Genomic DNA, 24,417 nt, shown 5'->3' on the forward strand with positions numbered 1-24,417 from the left:
CTATCCCATATGGAAGAGTTGCAGAAGCCGCATCGCGGCCAGATATGTGAGAGTTCCATGTTCGCATCGATCGCCAGCCTAGCGCTTCACGCCGCGCTTGCCGCCCAGACCGCGCCGGCCCAAGCCGCCGACGCGGCCGCGCCGGTCAGCGTGCCCGAAGAGATCACGTTGAACTATTCCGGGTCGGTCTGGGTGTTGCCCGTGGCCGAGATTGCCGTCAACGCAATCTATCCCGATGGCACGTATTCAGCCTCGGCCCAGTTTGAGAGCGCGGGACTGCTGCGCTGGTTCGACGACACCAATATCGAGGCCGGGGTGACCGGCTATCGCATCGGGTCGAGCCTTCAGCCCTATCGCTACAGCCACGTGAACCATGCCAGCAACAAGGGACGCGTGGTGGGGATCGATTTTCCCGATGCCGTCGCGACGCCGGATGTCCAGCCGCCCTTCGGTTCGATGGGCGAGCCGCCCGCTGATGATGAAGAACGCGCGGGCGCGCTCGACCCCATCTCCGCCATGCTGGGTCTTACCCTGGGCATGCCGGTGGACACGCCGGGCGTCTGCAGCGGACGCCTGCCCGTCTTCGATGGCAAGGCGCGCTACGATCTTCGTTTCGAGCAAGCTGGCACCGAGCGGGTCCGTACGCGCGCCTGGAGTGGCGACGCGCTGGTGTGCGAGGCCTATCTGGAGCCCATCTCCGGCTATGACCCCGGAGACCGGCCGAGCGAAGAGGAAACCCGGCGCCCGGTCGTCATCTACCTGGCAGACTATGATGGCATCTACGTGCCGGTCCGCTTCCGCGCCAATACCCAGATCGGATCCATCAACATCCAGGCCACACGGATCTCGGTTCGGTAGCCTCGACGCCGCGGTGAAGCGCCAGATGCAGCGCGCCGCTGAACACGACGCGCAACTGGACTAGTCTTGACCCGGTTCCTTCAAGGAGGCCGCCCATGGCTCGCCTCAATACAGAGCCCGGCCAGATCACGGCCGTGCTCGGCCCGACCAATACCGGCAAGACGCATCTGGCGTTGACGCGCATGATGGCGCACGTCTCGGGCGTGATCGGCCTGCCTTTGCGCCTGCTGGCCCGCGAGATTTACGACAAGGTCGTCAAGGTCAAGGGCGAAGGCGCCGTAGCCCTGGTCACTGGCGAAGAAAAGATCGTGCCGCCCAAGGCCCGCTATTTCGTGTGTACCGTCGAGGCCATGCCGATGGATTTGCGCCCGGCCTTCGTCGCCATCGACGAGATTCAGCTGTGCGCCGACCCGGAGCGCGGACACATCTTCACCGATCGCCTGCTGCATGCACGCGGCACCGCTGAGACGATGTTCCTGGGCGCTGCCACGATGGCTCCGATCCTGAAGCGGCTGGTCCCTGAGGCAACGCACGATTTTCGCGAACGCTTCTCCGAGCTGACCTATGCCGGGTCGAAGAAGCTGGCCAAGCTGCCGAGGCGCTCGGCCATCGTCGCCTTCTCGGCCGAGGACGTCTACTCGATTGCCGAACTGGTCCGGCGCCAGCGCGGCGGCGCCGCTGTCGTGATGGGCGCGCTGAGCCCGCGCACGCGCAACGCGCAGGTGGAACTCTACCAGTCGGGCGAAGTCGACTATCTGATCGCGACCGATGCGATCGGCATGGGATTGAACATGGATGTCGATCACGTCGCGTTCGCCAGCTACACCAAATTCGACGGTCGCCGGCGCCGGCGGCTTTACCCGCAGGAGATCGGCCAGATCGCCGGGCGGGCCGGCCGTTTCCGTTCCGATGGCACGTTCGGAGAAACCGCCGACGCCCGGCCGCTGGATGCCGAGATCGTGCACGCAGTCGAGAACCACGAATTCGAGCCGGTCCGGCGCCTGACCTGGCGCAATGGAGAACTGGATTTCTCCAACCTCGATGCGCTGCGTAACTCACTCAACCGGCCAAGCCCCGACCCGGTTCTCAATCGAGTCGTGACCGCCAGCGACGAGCAGGTTCTGGATATCCTCGCTCGTGACAATGATGTCCGCGACCGCGTGCGCAACCGTCCTAACCTGATGCGGCTCTGGGATGTCTGCCGCACGCCGGACTTTCGCAAGGTGACAATCGACGAGCATGCAAGGCTGGTCTCGCGCATATTTCACTATCTGACCAGCGGAGACAGCTATCTGCCCGGGGCCTGGCTGGAGGGCCAGCTGGAGCGGGTGTCCAAAACGGCGGGGGACGTGGACACGCTCTCCCAGCGACTGGCCCATGTGCGCACCTGGTCCTACGCAGCCAACCGGCCGGACTGGACGCGCGATCCCGAATTCTGGCGCGCACGCACGCGCGAGGTGGAAGACCAGCTTTCCGATGCGCTGCACGAGCGGCTGATGGGGCGCTTCATCGACAAGCGCACGACCAGCCTGATGAAGGGGCTGCGCGAGAAGGATTCCCTTGAATCCGGCCTGGATGCCCAGGGCGAGGTGACGGTAGAGGGTCATTATGTCGGCCGCCTCACCGGTCTCAGTTTCAAGCCGGACCATTCCGGCGGACCGCTCGCCCAGCGCGCCGTCGCTCACGCGGCCCTCAAAGCCGTACGGCCGGAGGTCAACCGGCGGCTCGGCGCACTCGCTCGCGCTGAGGACGCCGCCCTCACCCTGACCGATCTCGGCGTGATCGAATGGGAGGGCGAACGCATCGCACGCCTGGCGCCGTCGCCCGATCCCTATGCGCCGGCAGCGGTGCTGATCGGCGGCGAGCTGGGTGCATCCGAAGCCCAGGCACGGGCCGAGCGCAGGCTGGAACGCTTCGCCGCGGCCGAGGCCGAGCGCATGCTGGGCCCGCTTCTGGCGCTCAAGCGCGATGCGGGCAGTACAGGCGCACTTGGCGGTCTGGCGCGCGGCATTGCCTTTCGCCTGGTAGAGAACGCAGGGGCCGCGCCGCGAACCGCGCTGGCCGAGGACATCGACCAGCTCTCGGTGCAGGAGCGGCGCCAGCTTCGCCGTGCCGGTGTGCGCATCGGGGAGCACGCCGTCTTCATGCCCGCATTGACAAAGCCCGGGCCGGCCCGGCTGAGCACACTGCTCAAGGCGACCGCACGCGGAGACGCGCAGGGTGCGTTCTCGCCGGCGCCCGGACGCATGTCCCTGCCGGCCGAACCCGGCATCGACGATGCAGATTATGCGGCGGCCGGATTTCAACGCTGCGGTCCGCTGGCCGTACGCCTCGACATTCTCGAACGCCTCGCCGACCTGATCCGCGAAGCCCGTCAGGCTCATCCGAAACGCCAGTTCGAACCCGCTCCGGCCATGACCAGTCTTTTGGGCTGTTCGGTCGAGGACTTGCGCGGCGTGCTCAAATCATTGGGCTACAAGCGTGTTCAGAAGGGCGATGATCCGGCGAAAGCCCAGGGCGAGATGTGGGCCGGCCGTTCCCGGCGCAAGCCGGATCGCGCGCCGCAATCACGGACGCAGAGCGCGCCGGTCGCCGACACGCCGTTTGCAAAACTCGCAGAACTGGATCTCGACCGGCCCGCGACAGCGCGCGAAACCCGGGCCCGGTCAGAGCGAAAGGCGAGGACCAAGCCGACCAGGTCCGGTTCTGAAGCGGAGCCAGGCAAGAAGGCGCGCAAACCCAGATCCCGCAAGCGCTCGGCATCCAGCCCGGCCACCGGAGACGGGAAGGCGTGAGTGAGGCGGGACTTGATAAACCGAGCAGCCAGCGGTGCGATCTCTGGCTGTTCCGCGCCCGCTTCTTCAAGTCGAGAGCCGCGGCGACCCGCTTTGTCGATGCCGGACACGTGCGCGTCGACCGCTTTGGCCAGATCCAGCGCATCGAGCGAGCCAGCTTCGCGGTGCGCCCGGCGGATATCCTGATCTTCGTCATCGGGCAGACCGCGCTGCGCCTGCGTGTCGAGGATCTGGCTGACCGCAGGGGTCCCGCTCGCGAGGCTCAGGCCCTATATGAACGTCTAGACCAGACCATGTAAGGATTTTTGAGCGATGTTCGATTCCCTCAAGTCGCTGTTTTCGAGCGATGCAGCCGAGAAGCCGGCCGACGAGACGCTATCGGCCCAGACGGCCACCGCCGCCCTGATGGTCGAGGCCGCGATGGCGGACGGTGTGTTCACCCAGGACGAGGAAGCGCGCATTCGCCGGCTGCTGGCCAGCGGTTTCGACCTGAGCGCGCAGGAAGCGGGCCAGGAACTCGACCGCGCCAAGGCGCTGGCCGACACGGCGGTGGATCACCACAAGTTCACGCGTGTCGTCAAAAACCTGCCCAAGGACGAGCGGCTGAAAGTCGTCGAGGATTTGTGGTGCGTCATCCTGGCCGACGACGAGAACACATCCGAGGAGGATTCCCTGATGCGTCGTCTCGGACCGCTTCTGGCCATTACCGACCGCGAGCGCGGTGAGGCGCGACACCGCGCGCAAGCCCGCCAGCATTGACAAACGCGAGCGCAGGTCTCATGTCCGCTGCGCCCAATTCGATCTCCCAGTTCAAGGACCGTTCCGGCCGATGACCTACATCGTCACCGATGCGTGCATTCGCTGCAAATTCACTGATTGTGTTGAAGTCTGCCCGGTGGATTGCTTCTACGAAGGCGAAAACATGCTCGTCATCCATCCCGACGAGTGCATCGACTGTGGCGTGTGCGAACCTGAGTGCCCGGTGGAAGCGATCGTCCCCGACACCGAGGATGATCCGGACGGCAAGTGGCTCGCCCTCAATTCCAAGTATGCGGAAGCCTGGCCGAACATCACGGTCAAGAAGGACCCACCCCCCGATTACCAGAAATACGAGACCGAGACCGGGAAGCTCGAGAAGTATTTCTCGCCAGAACCGCCCAAGGGCTAATTAACCAGCGGTTTACGGATTCCGGCCTGTCCAGACGAGCAAAGCAGGCAACATTTGAAATATTGTCAGTGTTGTGATAGCTTTATCGTCTTCGAACCCGCGTGTGCGGAACCCTGAGACGGACCTGCTCTTGATCTGACAGCTTTCTCGACGGCGTTACTTTCGCCCTTCCTGCCAAGGGCGGGAGACAGCTGTGTTGCGTGCGGTCAGAGCGGCAATCGAACCGGGATGGACGAGAGGGTGTATATGACCAAGAAAACAGCCAACGATAATGTGAAGTTCAAAAAAGGCGATCACATCGTCTATCCGGCGCACGGCGTAGGCCGCGTCATCGGGGTGGAAAAGGAAAGCGTGGCCGGCTTCGACATCGAGGTCTATGTCGTTTCGTTCGAGCAGGACAAGATGACCCTGCGCGTCCCGACCGCGAAAGCCGTCGCCTCCGGCATGCGTCCGCTCGCCAGCGACACCGTCCTGAAGGACGCGCTGAAAACCCTTACCGGCAAGGCCAAGGTCAAGCGGACCATGTGGAGCCGCCGGGCACAGGAATACGAAGCGAAGATCAATTCCGGCGACCTGATCTCGATCGCCGAAGTCGTTCGTGACCTGTATCGCCACGAAGATCAGCCCGAGCCGTCCTATTCCGAGCGCCAGCTCTACGAGAGTGCGCTGGACCGGATGGCGCGCGAAGTGGCTGCCGTCGAGAAAGTCGATCGCGACAAGGCGATGGAAATCCTGTCCGAAACGCTGCAGTCGAAAGCAGCCTGATCTGATTTGAGATTTTCACGGCCCGATACAAAACGCCCCGCCACACCGGCGGGGCGTTTTGCGTTCGGATCGCGCCGTCTGAAGAAATTGTGGCCGAAAGGTGAACCAGCGACAGCCCCGGCGCGTAGACCGAGGACAAGCAAGTCATCGCTGTCTGGAGCTGCTTCCATGCCATCCGCCTCCCCCCGCCGTACCGCCGATCCCGATCGCCGCTATATGAAAACGGCCATGGATGCGCCGCTGCTCGAACGCGAGGAGGAGCTGGCTCTGGCGACCGCCTGGAAAGATCATCAGGACGAGGACGCGCTGCACAAGCTGACGACCGCCTATATGCGCCTCGTGATCGCGGTCGCGGCGAAGTTTCGCCATTACGGTCTTCCCTTTCCCGATCTGGTTTCTGAAGGCAATATCGGCCTGATGCAGGCTGCCGCGCGCTTCGAGCCCGAGCGCGGGGTGCGCTTCTCCACCTACGCCAGCTGGTGGATCCGATCGTCGGTACAGGACTATGTGCTGCGCAACTGGTCGATCGTGCGAACCGGTACGACCGCGTCGCAGAAATCGTTGTTTTTCAACCTGCGCCGCCTGCGCGCCCTGATCAATGACGTCTCGTCGGGCGCCCTGACGCCGGAGAACCGCGCCTATGTCGCCCAGGCCCTGCGGGTCGGGGAGGACGATGTCGAGCGCATGGCCGCCCGTCTGGCGGCGGTCGACCGGTCCTTGAACGCGCCCTTTACCGAGGAAGGCGATGGCGAGTGGCAGGACTTGCTGCCGGCTGAATCGCCGACGCCCGAGGCCGAAGTCATGAAGGGCCGGGACGGCGAACGCCGTACCGCCTGGCTGCAGGACGCGCTCTCGACCCTGTCAGACCGCGAACAGCTGATCATCCGCGAACGCCGCCTGCGCGAGGACAGCGTCACGCTGGAAAAGCTCGGTGAGCAACTGGGCATTTCCAAGGAGCGGGTCCGCCAGATCGAACATCAGGCCTTGGGCAGGTTGAAGAACGCCTTGACGGAAAAGGTCGGCGATCCGGCAGACGCGGGGCTTATTCCGGCGGGATAATCACAGCGATCAGTCGAACTGCTCGATGGCCTCGGGATGATCGAGCGCGATCATCGGACCGTTTTCCCGGTAGAGCCATCCGCGCACGCGTACTTCGTGTCCGGCCAGCGCCATCGGATCGAGCCCGGCTTCCTGGAACCGCTCCAGGTGGGCCGGACTGATCGACACGGTAAAGTCGGTTCGCCAGTCCAGGCCGAAATTGAGATAGACGCGCCCATTGCGCGCCGCGCCTGTATCGATGACGCGGCCCCGAACGATCTGGTAGCTGTCCAGGTGCTGAGCCAGGCCGTTCGGATCGGGATCGCGCACGACAAGCTGCCCACTCGCCCACAATCCACTCCGCATAGCCCGGGCGCGCTCCTCGAGTTCGAGTAGCCGCCCGATGCGCGCGCGGCTGTCCGCGCGCCCGGCCGCCATCAGCCAGCCTGCTGAGACCAGCTCGCCCTGGATCCAGACCCGCCCGGCCTCGCGGTCGAACTCGGCGTGCCCGACATGGCGGCCATAGCGGTCTTCCCCGGTACCGGTCTCGATCAGCTCCAGATTTGCGCCCGCTTCCTCCAGCAGAGCGGCAAGTGCCGCGCGAGTTCTGCGGCGGGCGGGCTCGTCGTTGGGAGCCTCCACTTCGGCGAGCCGGATTTCGAACGAACCCTCAATGGTTTGAAGGTGAAAGGAGACCGGACTGTATGTGGCCAGCCCCTCTCCAGTCCGCGTCGGCGACACGGGGACGCTGTCCGAACCGCATGAGAACAAGAAGAACGAAATAAGAAAAGTAAATACTACCCGAAAATTGTAATACATATATCAAATTTTCCGCAATAAAATTTTTTATATTCCAACTATTTTAAATAGAAATATATTTCTATATTTCTTTTGTTGAAATACATATTTCTTACATATTGCGAATTTGCGGCCACGTGCTTTCATTTTCATGACTCCTCGCCTAAGATCGAGCCATCCAATTGATGATGGCTTCGAGAGGGACCGGCTGCACCCAGCGCAGCGCTGTCTTCGTGCGGCCCGGTTCCGCTCGAATGTCTCGCAAAAGGGCAGGACGTAGATTTATGACCGACACACAACCCACCGTAGCAGACGGATCTCCTGCGGGCACGCGAAACGAGACGGAAGATCCAGCGAAAATACGCCGGACCGACCACTACAAGAAGGAATATGTGCAAGCCTTCGTGGAGAAGTGGGACGAACTCATCGACTGGGAAGGCCGGGCCAAGAGCGAGGGCCGGTTTTTCATCGATCTCCTCAAGAAGCGCGGCAAGGTCCTCGTTCTGGATGCCGCGACGGGCACCGGATTTCACTCGGTCCAGCTGCTCAAGGCCGGGTTTTCAGTCACCAGTTGCGACGGGTCGGCGGAAATGCTCGCCAAGGCCTTCGAAAACGGGCGCCAGCGCGGTCTGATCCTGAACACCGTTCACGCCGACTGGCGCTGGCTGAACCGCGATCTGGCCGGCAAGTTCGACGCGATCCTCTGCCTCGGCAATTCCTTCACCCATTTGCACGAGGAGCGCGACCGGCGGCGTACGCTGGCCGAGTTCTATGCCGCGCTGAAGCATGACGGCATCCTCATCCTGGACCAGCGAAATTACGACAAGATTCTCGACGAGGGCTTCTCCACCAAACACAAATTTTATTATTGCGGAGACCAGGTCAGCGCCGAGCCGGAATATGTCGACGAAAGCCTGGCGCGCTTCTGTTACCGCTTCCCGGACGGATCCGCTTACCACCTCAACATGTTTCCCCTTCGCCGGGACTACACGACCGGCCTGATGAAGCAGGTCGGCTTCACCAGCGTGAAAACCTATGGCGACTTCACCGAGGATACCGGGGACGCTGATTTCCTGATCCACGTTGCGGAGAAATCTTATGGCGAATGACTATCGTGCCGCCGCCAGGACGGCCGAGGATTATTATGACAGCCCGGACGCGGATGCGTTCTACGAAGCGGTCTGGGGCGGCGAGGATATCCATGTCGGCCTGTACGAGACTCCGGACGAAAGCATCAAGGACGCCAGCGCGCGCACCGTGCGCGATATGGCCGGGCGCCTGCCCGATCTGACGCCCGAGACCGGCGTGCTGGATCTGGGCGCGGGCTATGGCGGCGCGGCGCGCTATCTGGCGCGCACCCATGGCTGCCACGTCACCTGCCTGAACCTGTCGGGCAAGGAGAATGCGCGAAACCGCGTGCTGAACGAGGCCCAGGGACTGGTCGACAAGATCGAGGTCGTGCACGGCTCGTTCGAGGACATTCCCTTCGAGGACGGTCTGTTCGACGTGGTGTGGAGCCAGGATGCGATCCTGCACTCTGGTGCGCGCAGCCGGGTCATCGGCGAAGCCGCGCGCGTGCTGCGCCCGGGCGGGCATCTTATCTTCACCGACCCGATGCAGACCGACACCGTCGAGACCGAGGCCGACCGCCAGGCGCTGCAGCCCATCTACGAACGCATCCACCTGCCCGATCTCGGCTCCATCTCGTTCTACCGGGAGGTGGCGAAACAGGCCGGACTGGAAGAGGTCGCGATCGACGCGCGCCCCGACCAGCTTCGCAACCATTACAACCAGGTGCGCACCGTGCTGACCGAGGAGCGCGAGACACTCTCCCGGCGGATTTCTCCAGACTATATCGACCGCATGATCGCAGGCCTGAAGCATTGGGTCGACGGTGCCGATGCCGGCCGCCTGACCTGGGCCATCATGCAGTTCAAGAAGCCGGGCCAAGTTCGTTGACAGGGGCTTACTCGCCCGCGACCGGGTGATAAAATCCTTGAATTCCGGCGCCCGGACTGGCCATCTGCACCCTGACGTCCCCGTAGCTCAGCAGGATAGAGCATCAGATTCCTAATCTGAGGGCCACTGGTTCGAATCCAGTCGGGGACACCAGTTTCGTGCCGGATCGGCTTGCGCGGCAGGCGTGGGCACGACTGGCTGCGATCCCGGCAGTAGATCTATGCGCGAAGACCGCTATGTGCGGTCAAGTTCGCATCAACTTTGTGCGCATTTCCGCTAATATTTGCGATGTGACGACTGGACCGCGATCCGGCTCGATTTCGAGGCGGAGGCGGCCCGATTGCGCCCGGTTGCGTCCGATTTATCCCCGGGCGTGCGGACCGGGTTATTCTGGCTGGAAAGGATCTGCTCATGGCCCGCCTCGTGACATCGGCTTTCGCCTCGCTTCTGACCCTGGCCGCGACCGGGCTGGTCCTGGCGGCGTGTTCGCAGCCCCCCGCCGGACAACAGCCGGCCGCTGAGCGGGCAGAGACCGCGCAGACACAGGTCGCCCCGGCGGTGACGATCACGCTGACCCCGGTTGCCGCCGGACCGGGCAGCTTCGAGACGGTTCGCGTGGCGCTGCGGCTCGAGGGCGTGAGCATTGCGGCCGGCGAGGCCCTGCTCGGCCTGCCGCTGGTAACCGGCAATGTCGACACGGTGGCCACGGTGCTGAGCGGTCTCACCGCGCGCGACGAGGACGGCGTGCTGAGCCTGGAAGCGCGCGATGCCGCCCCGGCGATGGAAGACGGGTATGGCGACGACGCGCAGGCGCGCGAATGGGTCACGAACCGCGCCACACGCGGCACGATCGAGGTCGAGTACTCCGTCCCGGCCGAGGCCACCCTGCCGCCGCGCGGGCCGGCCCCGCCCTATTCCTTCCTGCAGGACGGGGGCGGTGTCTCCGCCGCCGGCCATGTCTTCCTGCTGATGCCGCCGGGCGACACCCAATACCGCACCACGATCGACTGGGATCTGAGCGAGGCCACGCCGGACAGCCGGGCGGTCAGCTCGCTGGGCGAAGGGCGGGTCGAGGCCGGCGATGCGATGACCGCAAACACGATCCGCAGCGGATTCTACATGGCCGGCGATATCGAGACCTGGCCCGAGGACGTGCCGAGCGGCGGCTTCTTCGGCGCCGTCCAGGGCACGCCGCCCTTCGACGCGGCCGAGCTCCTGTCCTGGTCCGGCGACCTCTATGAGCAGTATGCGGAGTTTTTCGGGCAGGAGGATATTCCCCCCTATGGCGTCTTCCTGCGCCACAATCCGGTCAATGCCGGGGGCGGGGTCGGGCTGCACCGCTCCTTCGTCACCACGTTCGACGAGGACAGCACGCCGGAAGGGCTGAAATCGACGCTCGCCCACGAGATGTTCCACACCTTCCAGCCGCGCCTGGACGAGCCGGGCGGGCTCGCCTCCTCCTGGTTCACCGAGGGGCTTGCCGTCTTCTACCAGAGCCGCCTGCCGCTGCGCTTCGGCCAGGTGGCGCCGGAGGACTTCCTGGAGGATCTGAACTCCCACGCGGCGCGCTACTACACCAGCGCGATGGCCGAGGCGCCCAATAGCGAGATTCCCGCCCGCTTCTGGGCCGATACGCGCATCCGCACCCTGCCCTACGATCGCGGCATGCTCTATTTCGTCACCGTCGATCACGCCGTGCGCACCGCCTCGGAGGGGCAGCGCTCGCTCGACGATCTGATGCTGGAGATGCTGCGCCGTCAACAGAGCGGCGAGACGCTCACCCCCAACGACTGGGAGGAGGTTCTGCGCGCCGAGTTGGGCGAAAGCGCCGTGGAGGATTTCCGCTACTTCATCGACGGGGCGAAGCCGGTCCCGGCCTCTGACGCGTTCGGCCCGTGCTTTACACGGACGACCGAAACCCTGCGCCGCTACGAGCTGGGCTTCGACCCGGCCGTGCTGGCCGAGCCGGTGCGCATCGTGCGCGGGCTCGACCCGGACTCCAACGCCGCCCGGGCCGGCGTTCAGGACGGCGACGAGATCGTGCGCCCCGTGCCCCAGGACTCCATCCAGGGCCAGCAGGACGCCGAGCTGACCTTGCTGCTGCGCCGCAACGGGGAGGAGTTCTCTGTCACCTATCTGCCGCGCGGCGAGACGGTCGAAGCCTATCAGTGGGACCGCGTCGAGAGCGTGCCCGCGAGTGCGTGTGGGTTGTGATGCGGGGCTCTTCGGGAGGCCGTCATCCGACCCTTCGAGGCTCGCTAGGCTCGCACCTCAGGGTGAGGGGGATGGGTGACACCAGGGTATTGTTTTTAAACTTATAATTTTATCGGACGTCCAGCCCTTTCCCTCATGCTGAGGCGGCTGCGCAAGCGGCCCTTTAAAGCATCGGAGGGCGGGCGCGCACCTCTCGCACCAGGCCCCGGATCGGCCTTCGGCGTCCGGGGTTTCAGCTTCTTATTTCAGCCAGCTGCCTGTCCTCTCTGGGTTCCGGGGCTCGCTTTGCTCGCCCGGAATGACGAAGGGTTGGGGTTATTTCTAAGCATTGAAGAGTTCGTCATCCCGGACTTGATCCGGGATCCAGAGAGCGTGGAGCGGTGTTACCGCCCCGTCCTCTCCTGGGTCCTGACTTTCGTCAGGAAAGAGACGCAGGCAAGCTGTGGGCCTCGGCTCTCCCCAGAACAAAAAAGGCAGGGGAGCGTGCGCTCACCTGCCTTTTTCGTTGCCTTGGGGAGGCAGTTTAGAAGGTTTAGAACGTGTAATTCACACCCACGAAGTAACGGCGGCCGAGGATGTCGCCGTGGCTGAGCGAGGGGTAGGAGGGCGGCTCGTCGGTGAAGTTGACGATGCCCGCGCGCACGCTGAGATCCTCGGTCACGTCGTAGATGCCCGACAGGTCGTGGGTGATGTTCGCATCCAGAACCGGGTTCGGGTTGTTCTCGATGGTGGCGCCTGGCGCGGCGAGCACCTCGTCGAGATAGTAGGCCTGGTAGGTCAGGCGCATCGGACCGCGCTGCCAGGCTGCGTCGAACCGGCCGACCCATTCGGGCTGCTGGATCGTGCCCTGGGTCTCGATGAAGGTCGAACCCGTGGCCGAGGTGCTGAGCAGGCTGGTGTGGGTGGCCTGGAGGCCGACCACGAGCGAGCCCGGATCGAAGCTGGTAAACCAGGCATCGATCGGAACCGCGTAACGGGCGTGGTAGACTTCGCCCTCGAAGCGGATCTCGCCGGCATTGACCGTCGTGGTGCGTCCCTCGACCACCGTGCCGGCCGGGTTGCCGTTCGTCGGCGCGGCCAGGCGGGTGAAGGCCGAACAGATGTCGGTCGGCTGGGGATCGCTGTCATAGCAGGTCGCCATGAAATCGGCCGTGGTGAAGGCGGAAAGCCCATCGGTCAGGTCGATCTCGATGCGGTCTACCGTGACCGTCAGGCCGGGAATGAATTCCGGCTCGAACACGATGCCGTAGGTCCAGGTTTCCGAGACCTCGTTCTTCAGGTCCGGATTGCCGCCCACCGTGACCTCGGTCAGGGTGAAGTTTTCGGCCGGGTTCTGGAAGGTGGCCAGGTCGCCATAAGCCGGGTTGGCCGCCCATTCCGCTTCGCAATTGGCGCGGCGGATGGCCGGGTTCGGGCCGGCATTGATCCGGTCAGCATCGCACGGATCGACACCGGAGTTGGACAGGACGGTATTGGTCGGCGCGAAGAGCTGGGTCAGCGTCGGAGCGCGGAAGTTCCGGCTGCGCGAGGCGCGCAGCATGACGCTGTCATTGACCCGCCAGCGCAGGCCGGCGCCCCAGACGCTTTCCGCCTCGGTGATCGAGTTGTCGACATAGCGGTAGGAGCCGGAGAACTCGACTTCCTGGGCCAGCGGCAGGGTCACGCCATTGCCGAGCACCGGGACCAGGACCTCGGCGGAGAATTCGTGCGTGTTGTAGTCGCCCGACTGGGGTTCGGTGGTCGAGCCGGTGCCGACCAGACCGAGCTGATTGGCCTCCAGCGGCGTGAACTCGGCCGATTCAGAGCGGTGCTCGTAAGCCAGCACATAGTCGATCGGTCCGGCCGGCAGCTCGAACAGCGTGCTGCCGAGCGTGGCCAGGATGTCGACCTGTTCGTTAGTGAAATTCTCACCGGTGCGCACCGAGACATAGTCCCGGGCCGCGTCGGAGACATTGCCGAAACCGAACGGGTTGAGCGGCGCGCAGGCCGGATCGTCATTGGACGGATCGCCATCCACATTGATCGAGCAGACCGCATTGCCCGAACCGTCATCGACGGCCGCAAGCGCGTTGTTGAAGTGGGCGTTGTGCGCACCCCAGGAGCGGACCTCGCCCTCCACCCGGGCAAAGCTACCCGAGAGGTTCCAGTAAAAGTTGCGGTCGCCGGCCGCGAACTCGCCCTCGGCGCCGAGCAGGGCGCGAAGCGTCTCGGTATCGTGGGTCTGGGTGTCGGACGGGAAGAGCTGGCCGTCAAAATGCTTGGACAGCCACATCGGCGCGCCAAAGGCGAAACTGGGATTGGCGGTCGTCAGCGAGGCGATGGCCGCATCGGTCAGGAAGGGGTTGTTGACGTTGAACATGATCGGGCCGGCACCGCTGGCCGCGCTGTTCAGCACGGTGCGCGACGCGCCCTGGGCGCGCTCCTCGGCCTGGGTCGAGCTGTACATCAGCTCGGCGTTCAGGCGGACGGTGTCGCTCACGTCGTAATGGGCGATGGTGTTGACCGTGAACCGGTCGACCCCGGTGCGCAGACCGGCAAGCTCGCTGTAGCGGAAACCCTCCCCGCCCTCGGCAAACGGGATGCCGAGGATATTGCCGGGATCGTAGGGCGTGATGTTGCCATCTTCGCCGAACTGGATCGGGCTGCCATTGAGGCGGGCCAGGAAGTTGGGCGGCGGGGCGGGAATGGAAAACACGATGCCGGACGTGTTGAAGTTCCAGAAATGGGCCGGAATGATTTCACGCACCGAGGGGATGCCGTCATTCGGGCCGGTATCGGCCGGGTTGCCCTGGGTGATGCGCGCCAGGTTGGAGCGCTCGCGGTCGGAGAATTCCAGACGCGGCGAGGAGGACCATTCGGCGTTCAGCGCGACATTGCCGCGCCCGTCGGCGAAATTGGTGCCGGCAGTCAGGCGGATGGCCGGCTGCTCGTAGTCGCCATGCTCCAGCGAATTGCCGTATTGCAGGTCGATCTCGACGCCTTCGAAATCGTCTTTCAGGATGTAGTTGACCACACCGGCAATCGCGTCCGAGCCGTAGACGGCGGCGCCGCCGCCCTGGACGATTTCGACGCGCTCGATCAGTCCGGTCGGGATGATGTTGGCATCCACCTGCGCATCGCCAAGACCGCTGGAGGTCGTCACGAAGCGGCGTCCGTTGACCAGGGTCAGGGTGCGGCCCGTGCCGAGGCCGAACAGGGCGGGGTATTGCTGGCCGGAGCCGCTGGACTCCCCGCTGCCATCGGCCTGGTTGAGCTGGGGCGCCATCGAGGGCAGGTCGTTGAGCGCGTCGGCGGCGGTCACGTAGCCGCGGTCCTCGATCTCCTGCTCGCCGATCTCGGCGACCGGGGCCGGCGTGGACGACACGGAGCGCCGGATGCGCGAACCGGTGACGACGATGGTGTCGCTCGACGCGGCGGCGGCAGGCTCCCCTTCAGCCTGCGCGAACGCGCCGGGCGCCGCGGCGAACAGCGACGCGGTGACCATGGCGGTGGTCGTGTACAGTCTTGTCAGCGTGGTCTTTCTCATGACTTTTCCCCTGTAGGCCTCTGTGATGCCGGGCTGCATGTTGTTCTACTAGCCAGGCAATCGGATCCTCATGCTCTGAATTTTATGCATTCCGTCTGGATATTTTTGTTCTTTTCATGGGCAGTCTCAGGAGAAGGCCATAAGTTTTATGCGGGCTATTCCTGAGTTGCGCATTTTTCGTTCGCTCGTTTTCAAGGGCCTCACTCGCCGCCCGTGACAAAGGCGCGCAAGTCCTCGCTCAGCGGCCGGGCGCTGTCGTCGCCGAGATAGGGCATGTGTCCGGAGGGGTAGCGCCGCGAGATCACGCGGTCCTGCGCGAGCCCGCCATGGCGCACCAGATAGTCGGCCGAGCCGGTATGGGTGACGAGGTCCATCTGGCCGGTCGCCACCATCACGCGCAGATCCCGGTTGGCGCGCATGACGCCGGCCAGCGCCTCGACCGCATCGGAAGCGGGCGGACGGACCGTATAATCCCAGGCGCTGTTCACCCCGAAGGCGATGGCTTGGTAGGGCGCGCCGATGGCCACGCCGGTTTCGTCGAGATACTGGCGCAGGCCCGCGACGTAGGACGGGGTGTATTGCGCCATGGCCGGATCGTCGCCGACCGGGTCGGGACGGCCGGGCTCGCCGGTGGCGGGCAGCGTGAAACGTGCATCGTAGGCGCCCAGATGCAGACCGTCCTCCTCCAGGAGCGCGCTGCGGAAGACCGCGGTGGAGGGGCGCAGTTTTTCGGCCTGCAGCCGGGCGGGGCTCAGTCCGGTGAAGCGGGAGAGCTGCGCCGCGATGCCGGCGCGGGCCTCGCCCTGAAGTGCGTCGCCAAGATAGAGCGCGGGCAGATAGTCCTCGACCGCAAAGCGCTCGGCCTGCGCCACGAAGGCGTCGAGCGTTTCGCCCTCGCCTGCCTGGCCGTGATACCAGGCCGCGGCCGCCATCGCGCCGAGGCCGGCGGCCTGCTCTTCGTTCGCGCCATCCGGAGACAGCAGGGCCTGGCCGATCAGCACGATGCCGTCCAGGCTGATGGCGGTCATGCGCTGGGAGCGGTTCATCGGTCCGCCGGCGAGGTTGCGCGCCGTCATCGCCGCGCGCGTGGTGCCGTAGCTCGCCCCGACGAGGTAGCGCGGCGAGTTCCAGCGCTCATGCTCGATCAGCCAGGATTCGATGAAGGCCGCGGTCGCCGCCGCGTCGGCCTGCGTACCATAGAAATCGGACGGGTCGCCGCCGGGCAGGATCTCGCTGAAGCCGGTTCCCGGCGGGTCGATCAGGACCAGGTCGGCCACGTCGAGGATGGAATACGGATTGTCCTCCAGCGCGAAGGGCGCGGTGACCGGCGGATTGACCGGGTCGTCCATCGCGATCCGGCGCGGCCCGAACAGGCCCATATGCATCCAGATCGACGCCGAGCCCGGTCCGCCGTTGAAGATGAAGACGACCGGGCGGGACGCGGTGTCGCCCCCATCCTCGCGCAGATAGGTAAAGCTGAAATAGCGCGCGCCGGGACGCCCTTCCGGAGCCGGGACGAGCGTGTCTTCGGCGATCATGCGGTAGGCCACCGCCTCCCCGCCGAACACGCCCTCGCCCTGGAATTCGAACCGGCGGGGCGCGGCGGGCGGAGCGGGCGGTTGTGACGGCGCGGCGGCCGGAGCAGCCTCCTGAGGCGCGCTCGCAGACGGGGTCTCAGGCGCCGGGCCGCACCCGCCGAGAGCGAGAACGAGGCCGGTCAGCCCGGTGGTCAACAATGCCCGCATACCTGCCTGTCCCTTGTGTCGCGTCTGCGGTCTTCAGCTCCGGTGTGACCGGCGACCGACAAGAATGTGTTTCTCAAAAAGCCTATCCGGGCTCCGGCGCCATTTCTTTTCCGAGTTGCGCGACAGGAGGGGCAGGCGCGAAGCGACCTGCTCAAAATCACCCGTATGCTGAATAAAATTTGCGCGCCCCGCCGGGAGGCCTGAGGCGAGCAGGCCCTCCGGCCAAGCGGGCGAGTCCCGGCTCCTGCGAATTGAAACGACGCGATTTCGCGCCTATTCGCATAGATTATCCTCAAGCCCGCCCCTAGGCTGGGATCCATTCATCCAGAAGATCCGAAAGGCGCCGAGCCATGTCCCCAAAGCGTTCCGCACCCTTGCCCGACCAGGCGCTTCGCACGTTTCTGATGGCCGGCGCAGCGCTGACCTTGCCGCTCTACGGCGCCGCGAGTGCGCAGGAGGATGTCACGACGCGCCATGAGCTGGAGGCCGGATCGCTCGATCTCGACTACACCGCGAAGGCCGGACGGCTGGCCATCCGCGACGTGGAGACCGGCGAGGCGCGCGGGCACATGTTCTATGTCGCCTACCGCGTGCCGGGCGAGGAGAACCGGCCGGTGGCCTTCATCTGGAATGGCGGCCCCGGCGCGCCGGCCACCATCCTGCATTTCGAGATTGCCGGGCCGGTCAGGGTCGAGAACGCGGCGCTGGTCGACAATGCGCAGAGCTGGCTGAGCGATATGGACCTGGTCTTCGTCGATCCGATCGGAACCGGCTTCAGCCGCCCGGCGAAGGCCGAATACGCGGCGGAGTTCTACGGCACGCTGGGCGACATCGCCTCGGCCGCCGAATTCGTGCGCGCCTGGCGGATCGAGAACGAGGCGGTGGACGCGCCGGTCATCCTGGCCGGGGAAAGCTGGGGGGCGGTACGCGTGGCCAGCGTCGCCCACGCGCTGGAAGAACGCGGGATCGAGGTCGACGGATTATCGCTGATCTCCGGCGGGTCCGGACTGTCGGCCGCCCCGGATGCCGAGACGCTGATCGGCGCGCTGCGCATCGTCAATTTCGCGCGCACGGCCTTTCATTACGGGCTTACAGCCCCTGAGACGGGCGACACGCGCGAGGCGGTCGAAGCGCGCGCCGAGGCCTGGGTGCGCGACACCTATGCGCCCGCGCTGGCGCGTCTCGAGACCCTGACGCAGACCGAGCGCGAGACGATCGCCGCCGAGCTGGCGGCCCTCATCGGCCTCGCCCCGGACGCGATCGACACCGCGACATTGCAGATCACCACGCGTGCTTTCCGCGAACGCCTGCTGGACGGGGCGCGGCTGAACATTTTCGACATGCGGCTGAACACCGGCCAGGACCGCGCGCCGGCGGGCGTGGATTCGGCCGGGGACGAGATTCTCGACTATCTGCGCTACGAGCTGAATTATACCAGCACCCTGCCCTATATCGGGCTGGAAGACTGGGCGGACGGCTATGCGCCGGGCGGCGAAACCCCGGCAGGTCCGGGTGCGCGCTGGAATTACGCGACCGGCCCGGTGACCGAAGCCGAGTACCAGGCCGCCATCGAGGAGGCGATCCGCCGGGGCGACGGACCGCCGCGCATCGGCCCGCCTCTGCCGTCCACCGCCGATGCGCTCGCGCTCAACCCGTCCATGCGCGTTCTGGTCGCCTCGGGCGCCTACGACTCGCTGGCCAATTGCGCCGGGTATGAAGAACTCGCCGCGCAACAGAGCGACGCGGTCCGCGCCTCGGTCACGTTCAATTGCTATGATGGCGGCCACATGATGTATCGCGATGGCCCGGTGCTGGAAGCCTTCAGCGAAGACATGCGCGCGCTGGCAAGGCGCCTGAACTAGAGCGGGCAGCGCTCGTCTGCGACGCCGGGCTTGCGGGCCCAGAGATAACCCTCGACCGGCTCGGCGCGCGGCAGGTATTCGATCTCGAACTCCTCCTCGCCGCGCCGCACTGCGAGCACAAGCGTGTCTTCCGGGTTGCTCTGCACGCTTTCCAGCGCCACCGGGCGCAGGATTTCGTCGCCCTCGCGCAGGCCGGCCTGCGCGGCTTCCGAGCCCTCGACCAGGCCGGCGACGATGCGCGGCGACGCGGTCAGGATATCGGGGTCGAAGCCGAGCTCGAAGGCGCGCAAGCCTGCCTCGACGCGCTCGAAACACGGGCCGAACGCGCCCTCCGCGGGAATAACGATCAGATTGCCTTCGAGCATGGCGTGGAAATCCTCGCGCGCGGCCTCGCCGAGTTCGGCCGCCACCATGTCGGCCCAGATTTCGGCATTGATCGGCTCGCCGGCTTCGGCGCGGGCATTCATTGCGGACAAGAGATCCTCGATCGAGCGCTCGCCGTTCGATGCCGCGCGGACCTTCGCATCGACATCGGCGAAATACATCGATCCGCGATCGTAAGGCAGGGAGCGCACGCGCGTGTCTTCCCAGAACAGGGCCGCGATCTCGTCATTCGGCAGATCGTTCAGCGCGTTCGTGTAGTAGCGCGTGGCGTGATCGTTCACGTCGGCCAGGAAGGCGTCCGGCGTCATCAGACCGGCCGCCAGCATCAGCCGGCGCGTGAACAGCACCGTCATGCCTTCATTATACCAGGAGGTCGAACCGGGAGCGCCGCCAATCGTCGTCACCCAGTTATGGGTCATCTCGTGGGCGATGGTCGTGTACAGGCCGTCAATATCCTCGGCATCGTGGGCATAGGACAGCATGAAGGAGTTGATCAGCGCCGCGCCGCCGCCACCGGGATAGGGGTTGCCGCGCGCAAGGAAGAAGAAGGGCGGCGGAGTTTCGTCGCCGAAATAGTTGGCGAGATAGGCGTAGGCCTCTTCAGACCAGGGAAACACGCTGTCGGGGTCGAAGGGCGGCTCGCCCACCCAGTAGGCGCTGAACTGGCTTTCCTCACTGCCGCGATACCGCCCGACCGGGCCGGCCATCACATAGCTCGCGATGAGCATGTCGATCGGGCCGACCGTATTGACCGTGCCTTCGCCGTGGCTGGAGACGCCGACCGAGTTTTCGGCCATGCCGGACAAATCCCAGTCGAGCTCGATCGCGAAGGGCCGGGAGGTGTCGGGCAGGACGAGGAAATTGTTCGCCGCCGCGCTGACGGCACCGGCATCCGAACGCAGGTCGAAGGGCGGGCCGGCACCGAGGCGCGGCACGACAAGTTCGATCGGGGCGCGGTATTCGACCGTCAGATCGCCCTCGACCGCACGGCTCGCCTGCCAGCGGCGCCAGTAGAGGAAGCCGCCCTCGTCCGGCTCGTCGACCGATTGCGTCAACTCAAGCGGGCCTTGCGCGTCGCGGGCACGGATCGCGGCGACATCGCCCTCCCCGTACGCGACACCGGCCACGCCGGCGAAGACCACCGCCGAGCGCAGCAAGGGCTCACCGGCCTCTGGCGCATAGCCGGTCACGGTCATGGTCACGTCGATATGATCCGGAGAGTCGCCCGGTCCCGGTGCCAGCTCGATGGTGAGGCCGGGCAGCTGTGCCGATGCGTCCTGCGTCACCGTCACGGCACCATAGGCGCGGGGCATCAGGAAGAGGATGAGGGCCACCAGAACGGAAATGGCAAGGGCGGCCAACGCGGTACCGAAACCGGACTTGTTCATGCGAGACTCCTGTTCTTGACGCAGAGTCTAGCAAGATCGATCTGGCAAGACTTGCCGAAGTTGAGGCGTTCGGCGGCATGATCTTGCAGAGGACTGCCCGCGCGGCAGCCTCGTATGAATGAATCTGCTCTCCGCGTACGCTCATTCTGGTGCAGGATTCCCCCGATATTGAACGCAGAGGTTTTACCAGGCCTCTGGAAGAAGCCTGTTTCGCAATCTGTTCGATCTGTGGATAGGCAATGCGCGCTGCTTCGCGCTTCACGGTGAGAAGGGCAAAAATGCGTTCGCCGATTGCTCTAGCCTTTCAGCACAATGCAGAGTCTTCGATGGCCTCGATAGGACAGCTCATGACAAACCGACGCGAATCTTCCGGCCTGACGCGGCGCGCCTGCCTCACCGCCGCCGCGACGCTCCCTCTATCGGCAGGCATGGCCGCGCAGGCTCGCGCAGGCACTCAGGCTGCCGCTCAGGACAACGCCGGGCCGGCACCCGCCGCCCTGCCGGCGCGCGAGGAGTTCGGCGATATTGCCGGGACCTATCTCAATTCCGGATCGGTTCACCCGGTCGCCCGGGGCGCACGGCGCGCGGTCGAAGACTATCTGCAATCGCGCACCATGTCGGGAGAGCCGGCCGGCTATTCCATCGGCGCCAAGCGGCGCAGCGTGATGGAAGCCTTTGCCCGGCTGATCAATGCCGAGACCGGCGAGCTGGCCTACATCCAGAGCACGTCCGCGGGCGAGCAGATGGCCGTGCGCGCGCTGGGCATTCCCGAGAGCGGCGGGCGGATCGTGACCGATGCGCTGCACTTCTTCGGCTCCTTCCACCTCTACCAGGAGCTGGAACAGGCCGGGATGGAAGTCGTGATCGTACGCCCGCGCGAGAACCGGATCATGATGGAGGACCTGGAAGCGGCCGTGAATGCGGACACGAAGCTGGTCGCGATCTCGGCCGTCTCGACCATCAACGGTTTCCAGCACGATCTGAAGGCCGTCGCGGACCTGGCCCACGCCCATGGCGCGCATGTCTTCGTCGATGCGATCCACGCGGTCGGGGCCGTGCCGCTGGACGTGCGCGCGACCGGCATCGATTTCCTGTCGACCAGCAGCTATAAATGGCTGATGGGCGATATGGGGCTGGGCTTCATGTTTGCCCGCGCCGACCTGATCCCGCAATTGCAGCGCCCGCGCGCAGGCTATTACCAGATCGGCGCCTTCCAGAGCCACGTCTACCCGTATGACGAGCCCGGCGAGCGCGCGTTCGAGATCGAGGCGCGCGACGATGCGCAGGGCCTGTTTGCCATGGGCACGTATTCCAATACCGGCGTGGCCCATCTCGACTGGTCGCTGAACTATATCCACGCGCTGGGCGTGGAGACCATCCAGGCCTACCGCCAGCCCATCATCGAGCATGCCCGCCGTGAACTGCCGCGCTTCGGGCTGGAACCGATGACGCCGGAAGACAGCACGAGCGCGCTCATCAGCTTTGCCCGGCGCGATGCGCGCTCGGTGTTTGCCGAGCGGCTGGAGGCGGCGGGGGTCGAGGTGTCGCTCTGGCCGAACCGGCTGCGCGTGTCGGTCTCGGTCTTCAACACGATCGAGGATATAGACCGGCTCGTCGAAGCGCTGGCATGAGCGTCGCCCTGAAGGTGTTCGACGCCAGGGCCGTGCGCGAGGCGCTGACGGTCACCGATGCGATTGCGGTGGTGCGCAAGGCGATGATCGCGCTGTCGTCCGGCCAGGTCGAGCAGGCCCTGCGCAGCTTCATCCCGCTGGGCGAAGAGCAGACCTTTGCGCTGATGCCGGCAGCGCTGGGCGGGGGCGAGCCCTTCGGCGCCAAGCTGATCAGCGTGTTCGCCGATGCAGATCACCCCGGCCGCAAACGCCATCAGGGCCTAGTGGTGCTGTTCGATGCCGAGACCGGCGCGCCGGTGTGCGTCGCCGACGCCGAGGAAATCACCCGCATCCGGACCGCCGCGGCGAGCGCCGCCGCCACCGACGCCCTGGCGCGGCCCGAGGCGGCGCGCTTCGCCATGCTGGGCCTCGGCGCGCAGGCGCGCGCCCATATCGAGGCCATCGCGCAGGTCCGGAACATCCAGACGATCCGGGTCTGGGGGCGGGACTATGCGGCCGCGCAGGCCTTCGCCCGCGAGATGGACGCCGCGCACGGCCTGACCGTTCAGGCGTGCCGTACCGCCGCCGACGCGGTGAAGGAGGCCGACATCGTGTGCACCGTGACCGGCGCGAGCGATCCGGTCCTGCAAGGTGACTGGCTGGCGCCCGGCACGCACGTGAACCTGGTGGGGTCGAGCGGACCGGCCAAGGCCGAGGCCGACACTACGCTGGTCGTGCGCAGCCGCTTCATCGCAGACCATGCCGGGCATGTGCGTGCCCATGGCGGCGAGTATCTGCGCGCCCTGGAGGCCGGGGTCATCGACGACACCCACATTGCCGCCGAAATCGGTGCGGTGTTCGCCGGCGATGCGCCGGGCCGGACCGGGCCAGACGAGATCACCGTCTACAAATCGCTGGGCCATGCGGTGCAGGACCTGGCCGCAGCCGCCTGGCTGTATGCGAATGCGAAGGAGAAAGAGAATGGCCACTGATGCGCATCTGAAGAAGGGTATCGGCCTTCTGTCCGTGATCGCGCTGGGTCTGGGCACCGCCATTGGCGTCTCGATCTTCTCGGTGATCGCGCCGGCGTCCCAGATCGCCGGTCCGGCCATGCTGCTGGCCGTTCCGCTGGCCGCCGTGCCGATGTTCGTGATTGCGGTGACCTACGCCTTCATGGGGTCGGCCATGCCCACCGCCGGGGCCTCGTATGAATGGCCGCGCCGCTTCCTGTCGCCGGGGATCGGCTTCATGATTGCCTGGCTGCGCATTGGCGGCAGTGTCGGGGCGATGCTGATCCTGGCGCTCGTGCTCGTGCGCTACGTCTCGATGATGATCCCGATGCCGGTCAAGCCGGCCATGTTCGCGATATTCGCGCTCGTCTTCGGGCTGAACCTCTTCGGCGTGGCGATTGCCGCGCGGGTGCAGACCGTACTGATGGCGGCCCTCATCGTGTTCTTCTTCGTCTTCGCCGGCTGGGGCGCGGGCAGCGTCGAGCCAGCGGCCTACACGCCCTTCTTCCTTGAAGGCTGGGCCGGGGTGCTGGCCGCCGTGCCGCTGCTTGTCGGCCTGTTCTTCGGGATCGAGGCGGCGACCGAAGTCGGCGACGAGGTGCAGGACGGACGCCGGGCGATTCCGCTGGGCATTGCCGGCGCGATCGTGTCGGCCGTCGTGCTCTATCTGATGGTGGCTGGCGTCTCGATGGGATTGCTCGGCTCGCAGGGGCTGGCGCAGAGCGAAGCGCCGATCCTGGACGCGGCGCGGGTCTTCATGGGCGACGGGCTGGCGGTGCCGCTGGTCGTGCTGGCCGCTGTCGCCTCCATCGGCACCTCGCTGAATGCGCTGTGCATGGTGTTCAGCCGCTATCTCTTCGCGATGGGCCGGGCCGGAGCGCTGCCGGGCGCGCTGGGCCAGGTGCATGCGCGCTTCGGCACGCCGCACGTGGCGCTGGGCGTGGCGTTTGCGGCCTGCTGCCTGGGACTGGTCCTGCCGATGAGCCTGACCGCGCTCTTCCTGGCGGTGAACATCCCGACATTGCTCAAGTTTGGCGGCACCTGCCTGTCGGCAACCCGGGTCGTGCGCCATCACCCCGACATCTACGAGGCCGCGCAGTTCAAGCTGGGCAAGCGCTTCACCCTTGTCTGGGCCTGGCTCGGCGTCGTGGCCGCCATCACGGTGACCGCGCTTGGCTTCACGACCGACTGGCGGCCCTACCTCGCCCTCGCCATCTGGGGTGCGATCGGCGCGGCCTACTACGTCATCAGCCAGCGCCGCAAGCTGGCGTAATCTCGTCCCTGAACCGGAGGTTCT

The 24,417-nt window shown here is 65.6% G+C and carries 18 protein-coding genes and 1 tRNA gene; 15 read left to right on the plus strand and 4 right to left on the minus strand.

Annotated elements, in window-relative coordinates; genetic code table 11:
• Nucleotides 1-57 precede the first annotated feature (57 nt).
• The 7 genes from E5162_RS07595 to E5162_RS07625 all read left to right on the plus strand — a co-directional run bounded on the left by E5162_RS07595 (nucleotide 58) and on the right by E5162_RS07625 (nucleotide 6,645).
• The gene (locus E5162_RS07595; RefSeq protein ID WP_135944528.1) at nucleotides 58-858 is read left to right on the plus strand and encodes a DUF3108 domain-containing protein; all 801 of its coding nucleotides are present in this window, start codon (nucleotides 58-60) and stop codon (nucleotides 856-858) included.
• A gap of 95 nt (nucleotides 859-953) precedes the next feature.
• Nucleotides 954-3,653, plus strand: a complete 2,700-nt coding sequence (locus E5162_RS07600) for a helicase-related protein (RefSeq protein ID WP_135944530.1) — start codon at nucleotides 954-956, stop codon at nucleotides 3,651-3,653.
• Nucleotides 3,650-3,952: a S4 domain-containing protein gene (locus E5162_RS07605; RefSeq protein ID WP_158291231.1), complete on the plus strand. Its 303-nt coding sequence runs from the start codon at nucleotides 3,650-3,652 to the stop codon at nucleotides 3,950-3,952. The genes E5162_RS07600 and E5162_RS07605 overlap by 4 nt, the downstream gene beginning before the upstream one ends.
• A gap of 13 nt (nucleotides 3,953-3,965) precedes the next feature.
• Nucleotides 3,966-4,412 carry a tellurite resistance TerB family protein gene (locus E5162_RS07610; RefSeq protein WP_135944534.1) on the plus strand — a complete coding sequence of 149 codons (447 nt, stop codon included), beginning with the start codon at nucleotides 3,966-3,968 and terminating at the stop codon, nucleotides 4,410-4,412.
• A gap of 70 nt (nucleotides 4,413-4,482) precedes the next feature.
• The gene (fdxA, locus tag E5162_RS07615; protein ID WP_135944536.1) at nucleotides 4,483-4,821 is read left to right on the plus strand and encodes a ferredoxin FdxA; all 339 of its coding nucleotides are present in this window, start codon (nucleotides 4,483-4,485) and stop codon (nucleotides 4,819-4,821) included.
• A gap of 246 nt (nucleotides 4,822-5,067) precedes the next feature.
• Nucleotides 5,068-5,586, plus strand: a complete 519-nt coding sequence (locus tag E5162_RS07620) for a CarD family transcriptional regulator (protein WP_135944538.1) — start codon at nucleotides 5,068-5,070, stop codon at nucleotides 5,584-5,586.
• Between the two features lie 168 nt (nucleotides 5,587-5,754).
• Nucleotides 5,755-6,645 (plus strand): RNA polymerase factor sigma-32, encoded by an 891-nt coding sequence (locus E5162_RS07625; RefSeq protein WP_135944540.1) that lies wholly within the window; start codon nucleotides 5,755-5,757, stop codon nucleotides 6,643-6,645.
• Nucleotides 6,646-6,654: 9 nt separating this feature from the next.
• On the opposite strand, the gene E5162_RS07630 is transcribed toward E5162_RS07625, so the two are convergent.
• On the minus strand, nucleotides 6,655-7,365 hold the full coding sequence (locus E5162_RS07630) for a thermonuclease family protein (protein ID WP_158291232.1): 711 nt from the start codon (nucleotides 7,363-7,365) through the stop codon (nucleotides 6,655-6,657).
• A 341-nt stretch (nucleotides 7,366-7,706) separates the two neighbouring features.
• On the opposite strand from E5162_RS07630, the gene E5162_RS07635 reads away from it, so the two are divergent.
• The 4 genes from E5162_RS07635 (at nucleotide 7,707) to E5162_RS07650 (ending at nucleotide 11,595) form a co-directional block, all read left to right on the plus strand.
• Complete coding sequence (locus tag E5162_RS07635; protein WP_135944543.1) at nucleotides 7,707-8,531, plus strand: glycine/sarcosine N-methyltransferase; 825 nt, start codon at nucleotides 7,707-7,709, stop codon at nucleotides 8,529-8,531.
• On the plus strand, nucleotides 8,521-9,381 hold the full coding sequence (locus tag E5162_RS07640; RefSeq protein ID WP_135944544.1) for an SAM-dependent methyltransferase: 861 nt from the start codon (nucleotides 8,521-8,523) through the stop codon (nucleotides 9,379-9,381). Before E5162_RS07635 ends, E5162_RS07640 begins: the two co-directional genes overlap by 11 nt.
• A gap of 76 nt (nucleotides 9,382-9,457) precedes the next feature.
• A tRNA-Arg gene (locus E5162_RS07645) sits at nucleotides 9,458-9,534 on the plus strand.
• A gap of 258 nt (nucleotides 9,535-9,792) precedes the next feature.
• Nucleotides 9,793-11,595, plus strand: a complete 1,803-nt coding sequence (locus tag E5162_RS07650) for a M61 metallopeptidase family protein (RefSeq protein ID WP_206751073.1) — start codon at nucleotides 9,793-9,795, stop codon at nucleotides 11,593-11,595.
• Nucleotides 11,596-12,127: 532 nt separating this feature from the next.
• Here the strand turns inward: E5162_RS07650 and E5162_RS07655 are convergent.
• Both E5162_RS07655 and E5162_RS07660 read right to left on the minus strand, forming a co-directional pair.
• Complete coding sequence (locus E5162_RS07655) at nucleotides 12,128-15,121, minus strand: TonB-dependent receptor domain-containing protein (RefSeq protein ID WP_135944546.1); 2,994 nt, start codon at nucleotides 15,119-15,121, stop codon at nucleotides 12,128-12,130.
• A 200-nt stretch (nucleotides 15,122-15,321) separates the two neighbouring features.
• Entirely contained in the window at nucleotides 15,322-16,866 is a 1,545-nt protein-coding gene (locus E5162_RS07660) for a S10 family peptidase (RefSeq protein WP_135944548.1), read from the minus strand.
• A gap of 350 nt (nucleotides 16,867-17,216) precedes the next feature.
• Between E5162_RS07660 and E5162_RS07665 the strand changes: the two genes are divergently transcribed.
• The gene (locus tag E5162_RS07665) at nucleotides 17,217-18,728 is read left to right on the plus strand and encodes a S10 family serine carboxypeptidase-like protein (protein WP_135944551.1); all 1,512 of its coding nucleotides are present in this window, start codon (nucleotides 17,217-17,219) and stop codon (nucleotides 18,726-18,728) included.
• Here E5162_RS07665 and E5162_RS07670 read toward each other — a convergent pair.
• Entirely contained in the window at nucleotides 18,725-20,500 is a 1,776-nt protein-coding gene (locus E5162_RS07670) for a M61 metallopeptidase family protein (protein ID WP_135944553.1), read from the minus strand. The two genes, E5162_RS07665 and E5162_RS07670, sit on opposite strands and share 4 nt — an antisense overlap.
• Before the next feature lie 347 nt (nucleotides 20,501-20,847).
• On the opposite strand from E5162_RS07670, the gene E5162_RS07675 reads away from it, so the two are divergent.
• Genes E5162_RS07675 through E5162_RS07685 form a run of 3 tightly spaced genes read left to right on the plus strand, consistent with a single transcriptional unit; the run spans nucleotide 20,848 to nucleotide 24,393 of the window.
• Nucleotides 20,848-22,131: an aminotransferase class V-fold PLP-dependent enzyme gene (locus tag E5162_RS07675; protein ID WP_158291233.1), complete on the plus strand. Its 1,284-nt coding sequence runs from the start codon at nucleotides 20,848-20,850 to the stop codon at nucleotides 22,129-22,131.
• Nucleotides 22,128-23,102 carry an ornithine cyclodeaminase family protein gene (locus tag E5162_RS07680; RefSeq protein ID WP_135944557.1) on the plus strand — a complete coding sequence of 325 codons (975 nt, stop codon included), beginning with the start codon at nucleotides 22,128-22,130 and terminating at the stop codon, nucleotides 23,100-23,102. Before E5162_RS07675 ends, E5162_RS07680 begins: the two co-directional genes overlap by 4 nt.
• Nucleotides 23,092-24,393: an APC family permease gene (locus E5162_RS07685; RefSeq protein ID WP_135944559.1), complete on the plus strand. Its 1,302-nt coding sequence runs from the start codon at nucleotides 23,092-23,094 to the stop codon at nucleotides 24,391-24,393. Before E5162_RS07680 ends, E5162_RS07685 begins: the two co-directional genes overlap by 11 nt.
• The last annotated feature ends 24 nt before the right edge of the window (nucleotides 24,394-24,417 follow it).

The sequence above is a fragment of the Marinicauda pacifica genome (genome assembly GCF_004793635.1).
Lineage (GTDB): Bacteria > Pseudomonadota > Alphaproteobacteria > Caulobacterales > Maricaulaceae > Marinicauda > Marinicauda pacifica.

What these genes read in the sequence shown, in the direction of transcription:
- E5162_RS07680 (WP_135944557.1), top strand. Translation starts at nt 22,128, where the DNA reads ATGAGCGTCGCCCTGAAGGTGTTCGACGCCAGGGCCGTGCGCGAGGCG.
- E5162_RS07665 (WP_135944551.1), top strand. Translation starts at nt 17,217, where the DNA reads ATGTCCCCAAAGCGTTCCGCACCCTTGCCCGACCAGGCGCTTCGCACG.
- E5162_RS07650 (WP_206751073.1), top strand. Translation starts at nt 9,793, where the DNA reads ATGGCCCGCCTCGTGACATCGGCTTTCGCCTCGCTTCTGACCCTGGCC.
- E5162_RS07625 (WP_135944540.1), top strand. Translation starts at nt 5,755, where the DNA reads ATGCCATCCGCCTCCCCCCGCCGTACCGCCGATCCCGATCGCCGCTAT.
- E5162_RS07610 (WP_135944534.1), top strand. Translation starts at nt 3,966, where the DNA reads ATGTTCGATTCCCTCAAGTCGCTGTTTTCGAGCGATGCAGCCGAGAAG.
- E5162_RS07655 (WP_135944546.1), bottom strand. Translation starts at nt 15,121, where the DNA reads ATGAGAAAGACCACGCTGACAAGACTGTACACGACCACCGCCATGGTC.
- E5162_RS07595 (WP_135944528.1), top strand. Translation starts at nt 58, where the DNA reads ATGTTCGCATCGATCGCCAGCCTAGCGCTTCACGCCGCGCTTGCCGCC.
- E5162_RS07660 (WP_135944548.1), bottom strand. Translation starts at nt 16,866, where the DNA reads ATGCGGGCATTGTTGACCACCGGGCTGACCGGCCTCGTTCTCGCTCTC.
- fdxA (WP_135944536.1), top strand. Translation starts at nt 4,483, where the DNA reads ATGACCTACATCGTCACCGATGCGTGCATTCGCTGCAAATTCACTGAT.
- E5162_RS07670 (WP_135944553.1), bottom strand. Translation starts at nt 20,500, where the DNA reads ATGAACAAGTCCGGTTTCGGTACCGCGTTGGCCGCCCTTGCCATTTCC.
- E5162_RS07600 (WP_135944530.1), top strand. Translation starts at nt 954, where the DNA reads ATGGCTCGCCTCAATACAGAGCCCGGCCAGATCACGGCCGTGCTCGGC.
- E5162_RS07685 (WP_135944559.1), top strand. Translation starts at nt 23,092, where the DNA reads ATGGCCACTGATGCGCATCTGAAGAAGGGTATCGGCCTTCTGTCCGTG.
- E5162_RS07620 (WP_135944538.1), top strand. Translation starts at nt 5,068, where the DNA reads ATGACCAAGAAAACAGCCAACGATAATGTGAAGTTCAAAAAAGGCGAT.
- E5162_RS07640 (WP_135944544.1), top strand. Translation starts at nt 8,521, where the DNA reads ATGGCGAATGACTATCGTGCCGCCGCCAGGACGGCCGAGGATTATTAT.
- E5162_RS07675 (WP_158291233.1), top strand. Translation starts at nt 20,848, where the DNA reads ATGACAAACCGACGCGAATCTTCCGGCCTGACGCGGCGCGCCTGCCTC.
- E5162_RS07635 (WP_135944543.1), top strand. Translation starts at nt 7,707, where the DNA reads ATGACCGACACACAACCCACCGTAGCAGACGGATCTCCTGCGGGCACG.